This is a genomic window from Vibrio rhodolitus (assembly GCF_003350325.1).
GTDB classification, from domain to species: Bacteria; Pseudomonadota; Gammaproteobacteria; order Enterobacterales; family Vibrionaceae; genus Vibrio; species Vibrio rhodolitus.
This window is the reverse complement of sequence record NZ_QLYZ01000010.1, coordinates 127,803-145,063: the sequence shown is the minus strand read 5'-3', so window position 1 is coordinate 145,063 and position 17,261 is coordinate 127,803. Positions and strand designations below refer to the sequence as shown.

14 protein-coding genes are annotated in these 17,261 nt (G+C 46.4%); 9 read left to right on the top strand and 5 right to left on the bottom strand.

Features of this window, described 5'->3' with window-relative positions; all coding sequences use genetic code 11:
• The first annotated feature begins 193 nt into the window (after positions 1 to 193).
• The 7 genes from trxB to DPF93_RS11500 all read left to right on the top strand — a co-directional run bounded on the left by trxB (position 194) and on the right by DPF93_RS11500 (position 9,796).
• Positions 194 to 1,156, top strand: a complete 963-nt coding sequence (gene trxB, locus DPF93_RS11530; protein ID WP_114766311.1) for a thioredoxin-disulfide reductase — start codon at positions 194 to 196, stop codon at positions 1,154 to 1,156.
• Positions 1,157 to 1,284: 128 nt separating this feature from the next.
• The gene (cydD, locus tag DPF93_RS11525) at positions 1,285 to 3,072 is read left to right on the top strand and encodes a heme ABC transporter permease/ATP-binding protein CydD (protein WP_114766310.1); all 1,788 of its coding nucleotides are present in this window, start codon (positions 1,285 to 1,287) and stop codon (positions 3,070 to 3,072) included.
• Positions 3,065 to 4,801 (top strand): heme ABC transporter ATP-binding protein/permease CydC, encoded by a 1,737-nt coding sequence (gene cydC / locus DPF93_RS11520; RefSeq protein WP_114766309.1) that lies wholly within the window; start codon positions 3,065 to 3,067, stop codon positions 4,799 to 4,801. The genes cydD and cydC overlap by 8 nt, the downstream gene beginning before the upstream one ends.
• A 211-nt stretch (positions 4,802 to 5,012) precedes the next feature.
• A complete protein-coding gene (locus DPF93_RS11515; RefSeq protein ID WP_114766308.1) occupies positions 5,013 to 6,200 on the top strand; it encodes a M24 family metallopeptidase in 1,188 nt (395 codons plus the stop codon).
• Positions 6,201 to 6,226: 26 nt separating this feature from the next.
• Positions 6,227 to 6,715 (top strand): Lrp/AsnC family transcriptional regulator, encoded by a 489-nt coding sequence (locus DPF93_RS11510; protein WP_114766307.1) that lies wholly within the window; start codon positions 6,227 to 6,229, stop codon positions 6,713 to 6,715.
• Positions 6,716 to 6,820: 105 nt separating this feature from the next.
• Positions 6,821 to 8,350 carry an NAD-dependent succinate-semialdehyde dehydrogenase gene (locus DPF93_RS11505; RefSeq protein ID WP_114766306.1) on the top strand — a complete coding sequence of 510 codons (1,530 nt, stop codon included), beginning with the start codon at positions 6,821 to 6,823 and terminating at the stop codon, positions 8,348 to 8,350.
• Positions 8,351 to 8,389: 39 nt separating this feature from the next.
• The gene (locus DPF93_RS11500) at positions 8,390 to 9,796 is read left to right on the top strand and encodes an aspartate aminotransferase family protein (RefSeq protein WP_114766305.1); all 1,407 of its coding nucleotides are present in this window, start codon (positions 8,390 to 8,392) and stop codon (positions 9,794 to 9,796) included.
• 17 nt (positions 9,797 to 9,813) lie between these two features.
• Here DPF93_RS11500 and DPF93_RS11495 read toward each other — a convergent pair whose 3' ends face one another.
• The gene (locus DPF93_RS11495) at positions 9,814 to 10,287 is read right to left on the bottom strand and encodes a peptide-methionine (S)-S-oxide reductase (protein ID WP_114766304.1); all 474 of its coding nucleotides are present in this window, start codon (positions 10,285 to 10,287) and stop codon (positions 9,814 to 9,816) included.
• Positions 10,288 to 10,399: 112 nt separating this feature from the next.
• Positions 10,400 to 10,936: a cytochrome b gene (locus DPF93_RS11490; protein WP_114766303.1), complete on the bottom strand. Its 537-nt coding sequence runs from the start codon at positions 10,934 to 10,936 to the stop codon at positions 10,400 to 10,402.
• 224 nt (positions 10,937 to 11,160) lie between these two features.
• On the opposite strand from DPF93_RS11490, the gene DPF93_RS11485 reads away from it, so the two are divergent.
• Positions 11,161 to 12,432 carry a DEAD/DEAH box helicase gene (locus DPF93_RS11485; protein WP_114766302.1) on the top strand — a complete coding sequence of 424 codons (1,272 nt, stop codon included), beginning with the start codon at positions 11,161 to 11,163 and terminating at the stop codon, positions 12,430 to 12,432.
• A 145-nt stretch (positions 12,433 to 12,577) separates the two neighbouring features.
• On the opposite strand, the gene DPF93_RS11480 is transcribed toward DPF93_RS11485, so the two are convergent.
• The 3 genes from DPF93_RS11480 to DPF93_RS11470 form a co-directional block, all read right to left on the bottom strand.
• The gene (locus tag DPF93_RS11480) at positions 12,578 to 13,159 is read right to left on the bottom strand and encodes a prepilin-type N-terminal cleavage/methylation domain-containing protein (protein WP_114766301.1); all 582 of its coding nucleotides are present in this window, start codon (positions 13,157 to 13,159) and stop codon (positions 12,578 to 12,580) included.
• 215 nt (positions 13,160 to 13,374) lie between these two features.
• On the bottom strand, positions 13,375 to 14,706 hold the full coding sequence (locus DPF93_RS11475) for an MFS transporter (protein ID WP_114766300.1): 1,332 nt from the start codon (positions 14,704 to 14,706) through the stop codon (positions 13,375 to 13,377).
• Between the two features lie 207 nt (positions 14,707 to 14,913).
• On the bottom strand, positions 14,914 to 16,068 hold the full coding sequence (locus DPF93_RS11470; RefSeq protein WP_114766299.1) for a flavohemoglobin expression-modulating QEGLA motif protein: 1,155 nt from the start codon (positions 16,066 to 16,068) through the stop codon (positions 14,914 to 14,916).
• Positions 16,069 to 16,361: 293 nt separating this feature from the next.
• Between DPF93_RS11470 and DPF93_RS11465 the strand changes: the two genes are divergently transcribed.
• Complete coding sequence (locus tag DPF93_RS11465) at positions 16,362 to 17,096, top strand: RNA methyltransferase (protein WP_114766298.1); 735 nt, start codon at positions 16,362 to 16,364, stop codon at positions 17,094 to 17,096.
• Positions 17,097 to 17,261 lie beyond the last annotated feature (165 nt).

Genomic DNA, 17,261 nt, shown 5'->3' with positions numbered 1-17,261 from the left:
AACCGCGCAAGCGCTCAGCGTCTCGCCAAGCAAACTGTTTACTGGCTATAAGTTATTGCCAATTAATTAAATCACGTGACTTGAATGTCCTTTCCCTACCCCCATTATTTCTAATACAATCGAAGAGAATATTTTTAAGAGTGATGCCCACATCGCCAACGGCGTAGCTCGGGTCATGCTTAATGGAGCGCTAATGAGCAACGTAAAACACTGCAACCTACTTATTCTTGGTTCTGGTCCTGCCGGATACACTGCTGCTGTCTATGCAGCACGTGCGAATCTGAAACCAGTGCTTATTACAGGTATGCAACAAGGTGGTCAGCTAACCACAACAACGGAAGTAGAAAACTGGCCAGGAGATCCTGAAGGATTGACCGGTCCCGCTCTTATGGAGCGTATGAAAGAACATGCTGAGCGTTTTGAAACTGAAATGCTGTTTGACCACATCAACCAAGTTGATTTTAGTCAGCGTCCTTTCCGTTTGTTTGGCGATAGCGGTGAATACACCTGTGATGCGCTGATCATCTCTACTGGCGCATCAGCAAAATACCTAGGCTTGGAATCTGAAGAAGCATTTAAAGGTCGCGGTGTTTCTGCCTGTGCAACCTGTGATGGTTTCTTCTACCGCAATCAAAAAGTCGCGGTTGTCGGTGGCGGTAACACAGCGGTTGAAGAAGCGCTATACCTGTCAAATATTGCCGCTGAAGTTCACCTTATCCATCGCCGTGATAGTTTCCGCGCCGAGAAAATCCTAGTTAAACGCCTACTGGATAAAGTCGAAAACGGTAATATTATTTTGCATACCGACAGAACGTTGGAAGAAGTCGTTGGTGATGACATGGGCGTAACGGGCGTTCGCTTAAAAGACACCAAATCTGATGCGATTGAAGAATTGGCAGTGATGGGCGCATTTATCGCCATCGGTCACCAACCAAATACCGACATTTTTGCTGGTCAACTTGAAATGAAAGATGGCTATATCATTGTTAAATCAGGCTTAGATGGCAACGCAACTCAAACTAGCGTCGAAGGTGTGTTCGCTGCGGGTGATGTTATGGACCATAACTATCGCCAAGCAATTACCTCGGCTGGCACCGGTTGTATGGCCGCGCTTGATGCTGAACGCTACTTAGATAGTTTGGCTGACCAAGGCTAATCTAGAGCTCTGTCGGGCTTACTCACATTTTTTCACTAAATCCCTAAAGCCCTGCGGTATTACCGCGGGGCTTTATTTTGTATAATCGCCAGTTCAAAAACTAAAAAAACAGCAGTAAGCCTTCGTACATGGATAAAAAGAAACAGCGCAGCTTGAACAAATGGCTACGTGAACAAAGTAAACTGGCAAAACGCTGGTTACTTGTCGCGGTCGGTCTGGGTGTATTTTCAAGCGTTTTGCTTTTGGGGCAAGCAGCTCTGCTCGCTTCAATCCTTCATCAATTAATTATTGAACAAGTCGACAAATCCACTCTGGTTGGACATTTCCTTGGTCTCGCTGCCATTGTTGCGGTGCGCGCCCTGTGCTCATGGGGACGTGAAATCGCTGGCTATCGCTGTGGAGAACAGATCCGACTTTACATTCGCCAACTGATTTTAGATAAGTTACGCGAGCTAGGTCCTGCTTATATCAAAGGCAAGCCAGCGGGTACTTGGGCAGCATTACTGCTGGAACAAGTGGAAGAAATGCATGACTTCTTCGCGCGTTATTTGCCACAAATGTCACTGGCCGTCTTGGTGCCGTTTATTATTCTCGTGGTGGTATTCCCGGTAAACTGGGCTGCAGGCTTGATCTTCTTGATCACCGCTCCATTAGTACCCTTGTTTATGGCATTGGTGGGGATTAAAGCTGCCGACGCCGGACAAAAGAACTTTAAAGCACTGCAAAGACTCTCAGGGCATTTTTACGATCGCCTACAGTCAATGACCACCATTCGTCTGTTTGACCGCACCAAAGCGGAAACTGAATTAATGCAAGGCGCCTCTGAAGTATTCCGTTCGCGTACCATGGAAGTGCTGCGTATCGCCTTCCTATCTTCTGCTGTTTTAGAGTTTTTCACTTCGATCTCGATTGCTCTAACTGCAGTGTATTTCGGTTTTGCCTTTATCGGTGAGTTGAATTTCGGCGACTACGGCTTAGGCGTTACGCTTTTTGCCGGGATGTTTGTGCTCATTCTCGCTCCCGAGTTTTACCAACCACTGCGTGACCTAGGGACTTTCTATCACGCTAAGCAACAAGCGGTAGGCGCAGCAGAAAGCATTGTTGAGTTTCTAGAAACAGATGTAACGGCGGTGAAATCTGGCACCACAGCCATTGCCGATAATCGCACCATTACCGTAAAAGCAACCGACCTTGAAGTGTTTAGCCTTGAAGGTAAGAAACTACTTGGTCCGGTAACCTTTGAAATCAATGCGCAGCAAACCACTGCCCTAGTGGGACCAAGCGGCGCAGGTAAAACAAGCTTAGTGAATGCTTTGCTCGGCTTTTTACCATACCAAGGCTCTTTAACCATTAATGGTATCGAACGTAGTGACTTAGACTTAGCCAACTGGCGCCAAAACATCAGTTGGGTGGGGCAAAACCCGCTGCTACTGCATGGCACAATCCGAGAAAATATCACCTTGGGTAAACAACAAGTATCCGATCAAGCGATAAACGAGGTTCTCGAAAAATCATTCGCAGCGGAATTTGTCCATCAACATGGTCTTGATTATCCGATTTCTGATCGCTCTGGCGGTCTATCCGTCGGTCAAGCACAGCGCTTGGCGCTTGCTCGTGCCATGCTACAAAATGGTCAGTTCTGGCTACTTGATGAGCCAACCGCAAGCTTGGATGCGCGCAGTGAACGCTTAGTGACTGAGGGTCTTAATCAGCAAATCCAAGGCAAGAGCGCACTGATCGTCACCCACCAATTAGCACCGCTACAGAGCGTTAATCAAATCTTAGTGATGCAAGATGGTCAAATTGTACAAGCCGGTGAATTTAACGCCTTAGCTAACAGTGAAGGTCTATTTAAACAAATGCTTAGCGCCAACCAAGCTCTACAGCAACACAATGAGGGTAATCTAGATGCGTGATTTAATCCCTTATCTAAAACTGTATAAAAAACATTGGTTTGGTTTGTCTTTGGGCATGCTACTGGCGTTTCTTACTCTGTTTGCCTCGATTGGCTTGCTGACTCTCTCTGGTTGGTTCCTTTCAGCTGCAGCTGTGGCGGGATTAACCATCGCGCGCGAGACGTTTAACTACATGTTACCGGGAGCTTTTGTTCGCGGTTTCGCGATGGGACGCACTGCTGGTCGCTGGGGTGAGCGAGTGGTTAGCCACAATGCAACCTTCAAGCTGTTAACCGATCTGCGTATCTTCTTCTTTAAGAAACTGGCACCACTGGTGCCAGGTAAAGTCGCTAACCTGCGCGATGCGGATCTGCTGAACCGTTTGATTGCTGATATCGATGCAATGGACCACGTTTATTTGCGCCTCATTAGCCCGATGGTGGTTGGTGTGCTTGGTATCGCTGCGCTCACCGCGGTATTGTGTTGGTTTGATCAAACCCTCGGGTTAACTCTTGGGGCTATCCTACTAACCCTGCTTATTGTATGGCCTGTGCTGTTCTACAAGCTTGGCAAACGTAACGGCAGTGAACTAACGCAGAATAAAGCTGACTTACGCATCACCACATTGGATTGGCTGCAAGGCTACAGTGAATTAACCTTGTTCGGTGCCGAAGAGCGCTACCGCAACGCGATTTATGCAGCACAAGAGAAGCTGTTGAAGAATCAGTTTTTTGATGCTCACTTCTCCGGTATTGCCCAAGCACTACTCATGCTAGCAAATGGTTGGACCTTGGTATTGATGCTTTGGCTGGCTGCCGATGGCGTTGCTGGTGCAGAGCCTGATCCAATGATCGCCCTATTTGCTTTTGCCACCATGGCAAGCGTCGAACTGCTGATGCCAATCGCGGGAGCTTTCCAACACCTAGGTAAAACGTTAACGTCTGCGCGTCGCTTAAATGAAGTGATCTTAGCCGAGCCTGATGTTAATTTCCCTCAGCAAAACGTTTCACACAACGAGCAATACAGCATCGAGTATCGTGATGTCAGCTTTACCTACCCAGATGGAAACAAACCTGCGGTAGAAGCGGTCAACCTTGCGATTGGCGCGCAACAACGCGTCGCGATTGTGGGTCAAACCGGTTCTGGTAAATCAACGTTATTGCAATTACTTACTCGCTACTGGGACGTAAACCAAGGTGAGCTGCTCATTGCCGGCAAACCTATCCAGCAATGGAGCGAGTCTCAACTGCGTAAAGCCATCACGGTTGTCAGCCAACGTGTTGATATACTGAACGGCACATTGCGAGATAACCTCAGCCTCGCCAAACCAGATGCAACCGATGACGAGATCAGCCGGGCGCTGCATAAAGTCGGCTTAAGCAAACTTTTAGAAGGCGAAACGGCAGACAAAAACGGCTTAGATGCTTGGTTAGGTGATGGCGGCCGTCAACTCTCTGGTGGCGAAAAACGCCGTATTGGTATTGCGCGTGCACTGCTGCACAATGCACCAATCCTATTGTTGGATGAACCAACCGAAGGTCTCGATAAGCAAACTGAACAACAAATTATGACCTTGTTTGAGAAGCACTTTGAAGGCAAAACTGTGGTGTTCATTACTCACCGTCTAGTGAATCTGGATAAGATGGATGCAGTCTGCCTGATTGAGAATGGTCAGATGGTTGAGCATGGTTCACACCAAGAGTTAATGTCCCAGCACGGTCGCTACTATCAGCTTAACCAAACGCTATAAATTCAACTTGATTGAATAACTCCAAGACCGCTAGCCACACTAGCGGTCTTTTTGTTTGCGGTTAATTTTTGCTGTGCGCTTGAGAAAAGTGATTTTTTGGCACAAGCTGAATTTATCGCGTTCATCTTATACTAAAAATTCCTACTCGCTTTTTATCTCACATTCTAGGGGGACGTCAGTTTCCGGCTTATTATTTTAGAGGAGATTGCACATGGCTAGCGCTGCGTTGCAATTTGATCTCGACGAATACCAACTGCGTTTGCACAAAGTTCGTCAATCAATGCAGGAACAGGAAATTGATATACTGATCATTCATGACCCTTCTAACATGTCGTGGTTAACGGGCTATGACGGCTGGTCATTTTACGTTCCGCAATGTGTGGTAGTTGGTTCAAGTGGCGAGCCGATTTGGTTTGGTCGTATTCAAGATGCCAATGGTGCCTATCGCACCACCTATCTAAGTGCTGAGAACATCACTTTTTACCCCGATCATTATGTGATGAATCCACCTCTCCACCCGATGGAGTACTTAGTCGAAAGCGTTCTGCTACCTAAGCTTTGGGATCGGGGCAAAATTGGCGTAGAAAAAGATAACTACTACTTCAGCGCCACGGCTTTTGAGGCGCTATCGAACAATCTACCTTGTGCCTGTTTGGTTGATTGCACTGGTTTGGTCAATTGGTGTCGTGCGGTAAAGTCACCACAAGAGCTTGCTTATATGCAGCGTGCTGCGCGAATTGTAGAGAACATGCACCGCATCGCTTTTGAGATGATTGAGCCAGGTCTGCCAAAGCACTATTTGGTCGCCGAGCTAAACCGCCAAGCCATACTCGGTCATGAGGATCACTTTGGTGACTACGCAGCGATTGTGCCTATGCTACCTTCCGGCACCGATGCAGCCGCACCTCACCTTACGTGGGATGACAAACCCTTTAAAAAAGGCGAAGGCACTTTTTTCGAAATTGCTGGCGCTCATCGCCGCTATCACTGCCCTTTATCGCGCACCATTTTCTTAGGTGAACCAAGTGATAAATTTAAGCGTGCGGATGAAGCCCTGACTAAAGCCTTAGATGCTGGGCTCAATGCTGCACGTCCCGGTAACACCTGTGCTGAGGTAGCAAACATTATCAATGGTATTTTGGACAGAGCAGGATTTTCTCGCCAAGGGGCGCGATGCGGATACCCTATAGGCTTAAGCTACCCACCGGACTGGGGCGAGCGAACCATGAGCCTGCGCGATAGTGATCACACCGAATTAAAAGAAGGCATGACCTTTCACTTAATGCCGGGGCTATGGTTTGAGGATTGGGGGCTGGAAACCACTGAAAGCATTATTATCACTCGCCACGGTGGCAAGACATTATGTAATTTTCCCCGCCACCTCTTTATCAAGCATTGAGCGCCAATAGAGCGAGGAAAGCGTAGATGAAACTTGACCGATATGACATCAAGATATTACAGATCCTGCAACAGCACGGACGTATTACCAAGTCACAATTGGCTGAACAAATAAACCTTTCCGTCAGTCCCTGCTGGGAGCGCGTCAAAAAGCTCGAACAAGCTGGGATCATTGAAGGTTACGGTGCAAAAATAAACCTCGCATCGCAGACCAAACCAACTTTGGTGATGGTAGAAGTCTCCCTTAAACAGCACAACGCTGATGCATTTCGCCGCTTCGAAACTCTGGTCACCTCAACCCCTCAAGTAGCTGAATGTTATGCTACCGGAGGAGGTGTGGACTACATCATTAAGTTCCAGTGCATCGATATTGATCAATACCAGCGCTGCATCGATAAATGGCTCGATTCAGATATCGGTATTGAACGCTACTATACCTACATCGTCACTAAAGTCGTCAAACATCACCAACCAGATACGCTGCAGCAATACCAAGACAAAACTTTCTGTCTCTGAGTGCAACAAACGAAAATACCGATACGATTTGCTGGCTGTTCAGAAAAAAAACACCGCAACTTCGACCTATTGTTTGAGTACGGCTCAACAATCAATAGGTCAACAATGAATACTGCCCAACAATTTGATATTGATGACTCCAAAGCCAATCACGAAATTATGACGGCACTCGACGATGTAAAACTGCTGAGAAACCTTGCTTATATCAATGGCAAATGGGTCAGCGGCACCGAATTCAAGCCGGTCATTAACCCAGCCAACAGCGAAATAGTCGGTTACTTTACTCAACTCTCACAGCCGCAAATTACCTCTGCCGTCGATGCTGCTGACACGGCTTTTGTTAGTTGGCGACAATTGTCAGCCGACGCGCGGAGTGATTATTTACTTAACTGGTATCAACTAATCCTCAATGCCAAGCAAGACCTCGCTCGCTTGATGGTTATTGAGCAAGGTAAAACCCTTGCCGAAGCATTAGGTGAAGTTGAGTATGGCGCTTCTTTTGTTCGCTGGTTTGCTGAAGAAGCAAGACGTAGTTATGGCGAAACAATTCCAAGTCATATCGCCAATGCCCAGCTATCAACAATTCGTGAACCCATTGGTGTGGCAGCGCTCATCACTCCTTGGAACTTTCCTAATGCGATGATCACGCGCAAAGCGGCAGCAGCCATGGCAATTGGCTGCACGGTAGTAATTAAACCGGCTAGTGAAACCCCTTTTTCAGCGCTCGCACTTGCCGAACTGGCAGACCGAGCCGGAATTCCCGCAGGGGTATTTAACATCGTCACTGGTAAAGCGAGTACTATCTCCCACGTGTTATGCCAATCGGATAAGGTAAAAGCACTCTCTTTTACCGGCTCGACGCCAATAGGTAAGCTGCTACTGAGCGACGCCGCTGCGACGGTAAAAAAATGCAGCATGGAGCTTGGCGGAAATGCACCTTTCATCGTGTTACCCGATATGGATATCCAGCAAGCCGCCCAAGCCGCTTGCGATGCCAAGTTTCAGACGTCTGGGCAAGATTGTCTTGCCGCCAATCGTATATTTGTCCCCCACCAGCAATTCGATGCTTTTATCGACCACTTCGCCACGCTAGTCACCCAGCAAAGCGTGGGTAACGGCATGCAGGACTCGACAAGCGTTGGACCTTTAATTAATCACAAAGCCGTTGAAAAGGCGCAGCAGCTACTTAACGACGCGCTCATCAAAGGCGCAACAGTTACTGCACAAACTGACCTCACCGCAGTACAAGAATGCGAAGGCAGTTATTTCCCACCGACGCTACTAACTGGTGTGACAGAGGACATGGACGTGTATCGCCAAGAAAACTTTTGCCCGATTGCCGCTGTTATGCCCTATTCCACTGTTGAGCAAGTGATTGCAATGAGTAACGACACCGAATATGGGCTAGCGGCTTATGTTTATGGGCATGACATTCACCAAATTTGGCAATGTTTGCGCGGCTTAGAATTTGGCATGGTCAGCGTTAACTCCGTCAAGATGACGGGACACCCCATCCCATTTGGCGGCATGAAACAATCAGGGCTTGGGCGAGAAGGCAGTAAACATGGCTTTGATGAATTTAGTGAAATTAAGTACTGCTGCTTGGGCGCTTTACCAACCGCCAGCGGTAGCTAGTCGATGCCAATAGCTCATGTCAGTAAATTAGGAGGATTTATGGATAACCGTACTCAAAAATTACTCGAAATTGACCGCCAGCGTGTGTTTCACGCCTCAACACACTTAAAACAATACGCACATGGTGAGCTCGCAGGTCGCATTATCACCCAGGCTAACGGCGTGCGTATTCAAGACTCCTTAGGTAATGAACTGCTCGATGGCTTTGCTGGTCTGTATTGCGTTAATATCGGTTACGGGCGCGAGGAAATGGCTGAAGCCATTTATGAGCAAGCGAAGAAGCTTGCTTATTATCACACCTATGTCGGTCATACCAACGAAGCTCTGGTTGAACTCTCCGATCGGATCATCAAAATGGCGCCGCAAGGAATGAGCAAAGTTTACTACGGCATGTCTGGCAGCGATGCGAACGAAACCCAATTAAAACTGGTTTGGTATTACAACAACTTACTTAACCGACCCGAGAAGAAAAAAATCATCTCTCGGGATCGTGGCTATCATGGTTCCAGCATAGCGTCGGGCTCAATGACCGGGCTACCTCTTTTTCATGCCCACTTCGACCTACCAATAGAGCGAATTAAGCACACTATCGCCCCATATTACTACCATCGCCAAGATAGTGAGATGAGTGAGTTGGAATTCAGCACATACTGCGCCGAGCAACTCGAAGCGATGATCCTTGCAGAAGGTCCAGATACGGTAGCCGCGATGATCGCCGAACCTGTGCTTGGTACCGGTGGTATTGTGCCGCCGCCAGAGGGGTATTGGCGCACTATTCGCCAAGTGTTAGATAAATACGACATCCTACTGATTGCCGATGAAGTGGTATGCGGATTTGGTCGCATTGGCGCACCATTTGGTTCGATTTACTACGATATGCGCCCGGATTTGATTACTGTAGCGAAAGGGCTCACCTCTGCCTATCAACCACTTTCAGGCGTGATCGTAGGTGAAAAAGTGTGGCAGGCACTAGAAAACGGCACCGATGCTTGGGGTCCCTTTGGTCATGGCTACACCTATTCAGGACACCCTCTTGGCGCAGCGGCGGCAAACTGCAATCTGGATATCATCGAAAGAGAGAACTTGATTCAATACGCTGCCGACACCGGACAATATCTGCAAGAGAGAATGCAGGAGACTTTTGCCAACCATCCGATTGTTGGTGATACGCGCGGCGTAGGCATGTTGCACGCCTTAGAGTTTGCCGCAGACAAGCAGCAGCGAACGTTGTTTGATCCCAATTTAAAAGTGGGGCCGCAAATTGCCGCCGCCTGCTTAGAAGCGGGTCTAATTGCACGTGCAATGCCTCATGCCGACATTTTAGGCTTTGCCCCGCCACTTGTTGCAACCCGTGATGACATCGACTTAATGGTCGACAAAGCCCACCATGCCATCAACAAAGTGATGGACTCACTCGTCACCAGTAAACAATGGCAAGCGAAGTAAGGTCGAGTCAAAAGTACCTACTTACGATACTTATGCAGCAAATCGAGGGGAATATGGCAGTAATCATTGGGATGTAAGGTCAAGCGGTCTTGGTGTTCAGGATCGCTTTTCACATAGTTGGTGAGCGGCATAACCTCCACCATAATCTGCCCTTTGTCTTCACGATTAGCGATAAATTGTCGAGCAAGCACTAAATGGTGTTCTGCACGGCTGTAGACACCTGTTCGATACTTAGTTCCGATATCTTGCCCTTGTTGATTTAGGCTATATGGGTCAATGATCTCAAAAAGATATTCCATCAACTGCGTTACAGTGACGGCGCTAGGGTTGAACTTGATTCGCACGCACTCAGCATAGCCATCATAAGGCGCTTGGGTAGTGTCGCTGCTGCCGTTTGCTCGCCCTGCCTCGGTACTAATAACGCCAGGTAAATGGCGCATAAACTCTTGCACTCCCCAAAGGCATCCACCCGCTAGATATATCTCTTCCATCTCAAACCTCACATCGACATTTGCCAGGCATTATAGAGAAGCCGATAAAAAACAAAAGCGGAGCTCGCTTGAGCTCCGCTTAGTGTGCTAAAAACTTACCGCGTTCTGCTCACTAGCTAGCGCGACCTACCATACGTGAAATAGTGCTGTCTTTGTCGACTATTTGGTGTTTGATGGCCCCGGCAATGTGGAGAACTAATGCGGCAATAATGATGTTAACTGAAAGTCCATGAATTGCGCCTCCTAATTCTTGCAGCCAGACGATCTCATCGCCTTTGGCGATAAACTGCCAACCGAATATATCAACACCGCGCCCACCACCAACACTCATTGCGATGCCTGAAACTGGCATTGCTAGCGTTGCCAGCATTAAGATGCCATGAATGGCTTTGGCTAATTTGTCTTGCCAAGCAGCTACCGGCGAGGCAGGCGGAAGCGCGCCTTCTTTTAAGCGCCAAACAATTCGAATCAAGGCGACAATCAAAATCAGAGCGCCTAAAGATTTATGGATTCCCATCATTTGAAACTTGCCAGTTTCCGGTGTCAGTTCACCCATATATAGACCAAGAGCAAAGACACCAATAAATGCAAGCCCGGTGATCCAGTGTAGTGCGATTGTCTGCCATGACAGAGATTGATTGTTGAGCATTGTGTTACCCTTTTATTTGTGTGGTTATTGCGCAATTATCCAACAATCTCGCGTCAAGAACTATAAATGGTTATGTAAATTTGAGTAAATTGTAACTTTAAGATTTCAAATTCATTTCAAATGGTTATCTAGACTGTATCGCTGCCTAGCCTAATTAATCCCTACTTAACCGGCGTTAAATAGGCTAGAATGCGCGCCATCATACTCGTTTAAACCTTTTATTCATGACTACAGCGACAACCTCAGCCAACTTTGCTGATCTTAAACTTATTCAACCTTTGTTAGCGCGATTAACTGAACTTGAATACCAACAACCAACGCCAATTCAAGCACAAGTGATCCCAAGTGTTTTAGCGGGTCATGATTTAATTGCCGGCGCCAATACCGGCTCAGGCAAAACAGCGGCGTTCTCACTACCAATGCTGCAGAGCATTTTTATTAATCAGCACCCGAGCCTTTATCGTAAAAATAACTCGGTAACCGGGCTGATTTTGGTTCCAACGCGTGAGCTTGCAAAACAAGTCGCTGACAACATTAAGTCTTACTCTGCCCACTTTAATGGTGCGCTGAAAACAGTGTGTGTATTTGGTGGTGTTTCCATCAACAGCCAAATGCTGGCGCTGCGAGGTGGCACGGATATTCTAGTCGCCACTCCGGGGCGACTGTTGGATCTCATTTCCAGCAACGCGGTGAAACTGGATCGTGTAAAAACCTTAGTGCTTGATGAAGCAGACCGCATGATGAGCCTTGGCTTTACCGATGAGCTGTCTGAACTGCTGGCACTAATGCCAAAACAAAAACAAACCCTGTTATTCTCGGCAACCTTCCCTGAAGAAGTGCAGTCACTGACTCGTGAGTTACTTAATAATCCGGTAGAAGTACAGTTACAAAGCACTGAAGCAAGTACATTAGTCCAGCGCGTCTTTACGGTTGATAAAGGCAAGAAAACAGCGCTACTTGCCCACCTAGTTAAAGAGAACGATTGGCGCCAAGCTTTGATCTTCGTTAACTCTAAAAAAGGTTGTGAGCATTTAGCTGATAAGCTTTATAAGCGTGGTATTGCGGTAGAAGTCTTTCATGGTGATCAAAGCCAAGCTCTACGCACCCGTGTACTCGAAGACTTTAAAGCGGGTCAACTTGATGTATTGATTGCAACAGACATTGCGGCTCGTGGTCTTGATGTAGAAAAGCTGCCAGTGGTAATTAACTATGACCTTCCGCGTAGTCCTGCCGACTACATGCACCGCATTGGTCGAAGTGGTCGTGCAGGTGAAGTTGGTTTAGCGCTATCACTGATTGACTTTGAAGATTATAACCACTTTAAAGTTATCGAGAAAAAGAACAAAATCCGACTCGAACGCGAACAAGTACCCGGCTTTGAGGTAACAGAAACGATTACCGAAGAGATGCTAACGGCAAATAAACCAATGGCGAAGCCTGCCGGTACTGGCAAGAAAAAACGCAAAAAGAAACAACCTGCGCAAGGTAATAACTAGGCCAACCACACCGAAAGGCACGGGTACTTAGTTGCAACGTAATCGTCAACTCGATAAAAAAGCAGCCCTAGGCTGCTTTTTTATAACCGCAATGCTTGCAGCTAAACATCGATATGCTGCTAAGCGTTAACAGCCATAATCCCTTCTAGCAATTTGTTTCAATTAGCGTCACCGTACACTCACAGCCTCCACTAGGGCACCGACTACCATTTGAGCGACCAAAAGAGTCGTAAATGACATAACAGCCATCAGGTAAATCAGCAGCAGAGTCATAATGTTTACTATTTAAATCACTGTCTGAGAAAGGGTAATCATAGCCAACCACAAGGTGTCGATTACCTTGGGAAAACGTGAGATCGCTAGAGAGGTTTAGAGTAAGAAAGTCAACCATGGTTAACTTATCAGCAGCCTCCCCTTCACTTTCAGGACAAAGCGTACCCCAATCAATTTCAACCTCACCAATACCAAAATCAATCACATAGTCAGCTTGAGCATTACCTCCTGAGGGCTGGGTTTCTTCTGGTAATAACCCTTGGATATAAGCTTTCGCCTGTACTTGCGTTACAGCTGACTCCATAGCACTTGCAACCCCTTCCAAACTGGAGACACGCGCAGCAGAAGATAGATTAATAAATTTTGGGGCAGCTACCACCGCTAGTACACCCAAGATCACAATTACTACGACCAACTCGATTAAAGTAAATCCTTTGTGAAATTTGCCTCTCATCACCACGATTCCTGATAGAACGACTTTTATTCATATTTTGGAAGCATATCACCTACAAGTTACATAATGGTAACTTGACTAATAAAAGCAAATCTATATCACGTGATTATTTCTCGGTGGCAAGAATAGCCATAATCAAGTGGCGAATAGCAAAAAAAGCGAACAGCTATTTATATGGCTATTCGCTTTTCATCTATTGATGCACAGTATTCGAGCTAGAAAATAGCCCGCTTTTTGTGCTTAAAGTAGAACACTGCACTTATTAAGATAAATAATGCACTGAAGTAGTAGAAGAATGATGATAACGAAGCGATAAAATCAATGTGCTGTGCAATCTCCGCTTCAGAGTAGTTTTGCGCCACCAATTTGTAATGGTAAGCGTACAACACGCCGATCAATCCATAGCCAAGATTAAACATCAATCCTTTGAAGCTTAACACTGTTGCTCGGTTGTGCGATTCGGTCTTTTTATTCAAGTGATAACTGATGAAGATATTCATTGTCATAATAATGAACACTAAAATAAGCGCCGGTATCACACCATAAATTGACCAACCTAAACTGATCCAATAGTAGGTTGCCATTGTTGCTAAGCCCATTAGCACAAGGAAGGTTTTCGGTTCGATACTCTCAGCTAAACGGCGGCTTTGTCCGGCTAAAATAATTTTAAGCAAACTGACCCCAGCACCGATAAAACCAAAGTAGATGATCGGAATATCGATAGCTCGGTAGTATTGGCTGCTCATGGTCAAAAACATACGTGATGTGTGTTCAAATAAGCTGTAGTAGAGCAAAATAAATAACACATATGGCGTTGCCATTACCCATTTGGCGGTGTTTAGGGTTAATTTCAAGCTCGCCACCGTGGTCGACCATTTGGTGCTGTCTGATGGCAACACCTTTTTCGCTTCACGCATACTAAGCGCGGCATAGATCGCAAGCATGGCAACAAATAATGTGGCAAATACCGGGATACGCATAATATCTTGAGTATTTTGCGGGACATCGAATCCTAGATAAGCATAAACGCCAGCCATAAAATTAACGTCATACATTGCAGCGCCAACAAGCGTGACAAAAATACCAACGCTTGATGATAGACGAAGTTGCACTTGCAATACGCGCGGCCATGCCTCTTCTTTACCTTGTTCTTTCAGCGTATCGTAGGCGAGTGCTTCATCCGCTCCACTCGCCAGCGCCATGGCAAGACCACTTAAAATTCGGTTGATTAAGAAAACCCAAAACACCAGAGTCGCATTGCCTGTCGGCACAAAGGCGATCATGGCAATTTCAATAAACATCACTATCGATGACAACACCACCAGCTTTTTGCGCCCAAGGGTATCTGCAAACGCACCTGAAGGAACTTCAGCTAAAACAATCGTTGCCGCCCAAACCACGTTAAGCATCGCAAACTGAGAGAGCGTTAAGCCGTAATCTAAGTAGAGTAAAGTAAATATCGGGTAATAAAAACGCGCAAAGTAGCTACTTCGAAACATAAGGAAATAGCGCACATTACGAACTTGGAGGATTTCTTTAAATGTCATGAAATCTTTCGAATTCCGGGTAAGGCAAATGTAACCATCAACCTTTTAATGATTAATGGGAATGATTCGCTATTAGATACCACGACACGCTAATAAAAAGCCATTACTTTCTATCTTCGTATCACTCACTCGCGATTAGCTTGTCTCGCCACGGCATTTATGATCAAAAAAAGCAGCTATTGGCTGCTTTCGTTGCAAGTACAAGGGTTACTTTATTGCATGAGTAATAAAGCGTCGCACTTCATCGTTATCCGTTGGATGAACAAACGATGGCGTGATGTTGTGCGGTGGATTAAGGATACCCTTCTCGACCAAGCGATTAATTTGCGGAAGATGCATTAATGCCGTCTTACCACACAGCAGATTAAGAAAACCTTCTTGCTCCTCATAGGCATGCAATACCTCATGGAATCCGCGTAAATAGAGATAGTCTTTGGTAAATCCACCACCACGATAAACTCGAGAGGTAATGGTAAAGGCTAAGTTCTTCTCTACCCCTAATTGCTCTTTGAGCATCATAAAAGTGGTGCGGAACGATTTGTCTTTAATCATTGATTCGACCGCCAGCACGCGCAGCGCAAGGATCTTCAACCGCTTAATCGTCAAATGCCCCGCCAAATACTCGCTTAGAATCGCCATGCCTTCTTGGGTCATGGTATTTACCGGACAGCCCAGTTGCAGCACTTTGAATGGCTGACTTTGCGCATTCAGCGTCGTGACTAAGTGAACACCGAGTTCATGGTGTGCCAGCGCGTGAGCTTCAACCAATGGCACCTTCGCCGCGCTGTTGATCTTGACTGTGGTTTTATTCACCAGAGCATTGGCGATCATGTTGTCATCCACCAGCAAGTCATATTGGTAGCCTTGCTTTTGGGCGAACAGCTCCATAATCGCTTGGATACCGCTCGCGTCCACCAACTGCTCATCGTCGTCTGAATCTGGCAGATGGAGGATAAAGCTGGCATTACGGATATCTTTTTCGGTAGGTTCGCCAAAGTAACGCAGCGAGTTGTACAGAAAGTCTTGGCTACCTAACGTTTCGATTTGATCGATCTTATCCACGTAAGAGATGATCACATCTTCATAGATGCGCTGCAAATCTGCATCTTCCACTTTCTCAATCGGTAAGTTGAATAACTGACGCTTGAGCTGGAATGCATTAATGCCACTTGGCTTGTAGGTAAATTGCGGCTCGGTTGAAAAGTGGCGTTTAAAAAAATCCGCTTTTTGTTCATTATAGTTAGTCGGGCTAACCGCACTTAATATCTCAATGCCGTTTACCAATGAAAACAGTTCGCTATCCAGCGCTTTGGCATGCTTGAGCGTGGCATGCGTCAATGGAATGATGTTTTCTCTGTTCAATCTACTTACCCCGGCAGTTCTTCCATGCTAATAACTCGTGATTCCATCACGTTTTGGGAATTTATCATTTAACTAAAGCGACAAAGCTTGAGCTATCCCCATTGACAATATGCGCCCATTTCAAACACGCAACAATTGAGTGTTGGGCTTATTTTCTCACCCAATGAGAGTTGAATAATTTTTACGCCAACTGGGTCACTAAACGGGATAAACTCACTAGCAATTCGGTGCAATCATAGAATCTAACCGTAACTTAGGTATATAATCCCCGCGTTTTCATCTGGGGCAAAATAATGATTTCAAAAAACCAACTCAAATTGCTGCGTGCTTTAGGTCAAAAGAAGCAGCGTAAAGCGCATGGCTTATTCCTTGTTCAAGGTGAAAAAAACGTCCTCGAGCTCGCCACTAGCGAGCTTGTGGTTAAACACGTCTTCGGCACAGCAGAATTTTTAGCTGAAAACCAAGCAACGCTAAACCGTTTTGAATGTATTGAAGCGTCATTGGATGATCTAACTAAAGCGAGTACGTTAGTCAGCAATAATGCGGCTATCGCGGTGGTAGAAATCCCAAGCTACGCGAAGCCACAAGCACATGGCTTAATGATTGCTTTAGATGGCGTGCAAGACCCGGGTAACTTAGGCACCATTATTCGCGTTGCAGATTGGTATGGCATCAAACACATCATCGCAAGTAGCGATTGCGCCGATCCATACAACCCAAAAACCATCAGTGCGACGATGGGTAGTTTTGGTCGCGTGCAGGTACACCAAGTTGATTTACCAAACTACTTAGCCGAAGCAAACCTACCGGTTTATGGTGCATTCTTGGAAGGTATTAGCGTACATCAAACGGAATTTGCCGCAGAAGGTATTCTATTGATGGGCAGTGAGTCTCACGGTATTCGCGCGGAAGCGGCAAAATTTGTCACTGACAAAATAACTATTCCAGCATTTGGTGGCGCAGAGTCGCTCAATGTAGCGATGGCAACAGGCATTATCCTCGACAATATTCGTCGTCAACACAGCTAACGCCACCATCGGTTGTTTTACAAGTGCGCGTCAATAACGCTGCAATTGTTAAGACGCTAGACTAGGTTCATCTTGTTATCATAGTTCGAATCACCTAGCTTCCTTTGCGCTAACTATTTGCGGCTACAGCTAGGCGACAAGTGAGAAAAGCCTCTGAGCATAGGC